Here is a 1,156-nt window from a genome sequence, read left to right as displayed (position 1 = left end):
TGGCTTGCTCACCCTCCACCTGGAAGGTCGCCCACNGCCGCCTTCAGGCGCTGCGCCTGCTCCTCCAGCGAACCCGCCGCTGCGGCCGCTTCTTCCACCAGCGCTGCATTCTGCTGGGTCACCTGGTCCATTTCGCCGACGGCCAGGTTGACCTGTTCGATGCCGCGCCGCTGCTCTTCGGATGCGGCCGAGATTTCACTGACGATGTCGGTCAGGCGATGCACCGCCGAGACCACCTCGCCCATGGTTTCACCGGCGCGCGCCACCTGGTCCGAACCGCTGCCCACACGCTGTACCGAATCCTCGATCAAGGCCTTGATTTCCTTGGCCGCCTGGGCGCTGCGCTGGGCCAGCGAGCGCACTTCCGAGGCCACCACGGCAAAGCCGCGCCCTTGCTCACCGGCGCGGGCGGCTTCCACCGCCGCATTGAGCGCCAGGATATTGGTCTGGAAGGCGATGCCGTCGATCACGCCAATGATGTCCGATATCTTGCGCGAGCTTTCCGTAATACCTTCCATGGTCTGCACCACCTGCCCCACCACATCGCCGCCGCGCCGGGCGATTTCCGAGGCACTGTTGGCCAGTTGGCCAGCCTGACGGGCGTTGTCGGCATTCTGCTTGACGGTGGCGGTGAGCGCATCCATGTTGGAGGCCGTCGTGGCCAGCGAACCAGCCTGCTCTTCAGTACGCGAAGACAGGTCGAGGTTGCCGGCGGCGATCTCGTGGGCGCCGATATCGATGGCCTCGGTCCCCTGGCGGATACCCTTGATGACGCCGGCCAGGCGCTCGCGCATGGTGGCCATTTCATAAAGCAGGCTGCGAGTATCGCCGGCACGCGTCTGCACCCGCACGGTCAGGTCGCCATTGGCAATGCGGGTGGCGATATCCACCGCATAAGCGGGTTCGCCACCGAGGCTGCCGGTAATGCGACGGATGATCGCCAGCATCATCAGCGACACCAACACGCCCACCAATGGCAAAATGCCCAGAAACCTGGAGACGTAAGTGCGGATGTGGGTCTGTGAGTCACTGACAAACAACCATGAGACGATCAACCGGTTGCATGTCTGGCTGTGCACTACGTATCTCATCTTGATTGCTCTATTGCTGTCGTCAGTAACGGGCAGACTATCGATGTATTGCACGAAGCTTTGCT

General features: G+C 62.9%; 1 protein-coding gene. It reads right to left on the bottom strand.

Going from position 1 to position 1,156, the window contains the following annotated elements; all coding sequences use genetic code 11:
• Positions 1 to 8: 8 nt before the first annotated feature.
• Positions 9 to 644, bottom strand: a complete 636-nt coding sequence (locus tag I5W_RS10425) for a methyl-accepting chemotaxis protein (RefSeq protein ID WP_441294727.1) — start codon at positions 642 to 644, stop codon at positions 9 to 11.
• Positions 645 to 1,156: the final 512 nt, after the last annotated feature.

The organism is Herbaspirillum sp. B65, assembly GCF_000333555.1.
Classification (GTDB): Bacteria; Pseudomonadota; Gammaproteobacteria; order Burkholderiales; family Burkholderiaceae_D; genus Herbaspirillum; species Herbaspirillum rubrisubalbicans.
The sequence above is the reverse complement of the archived record's forward strand: the minus strand, read 5'-3'. Positions and strand labels throughout refer to the sequence as shown.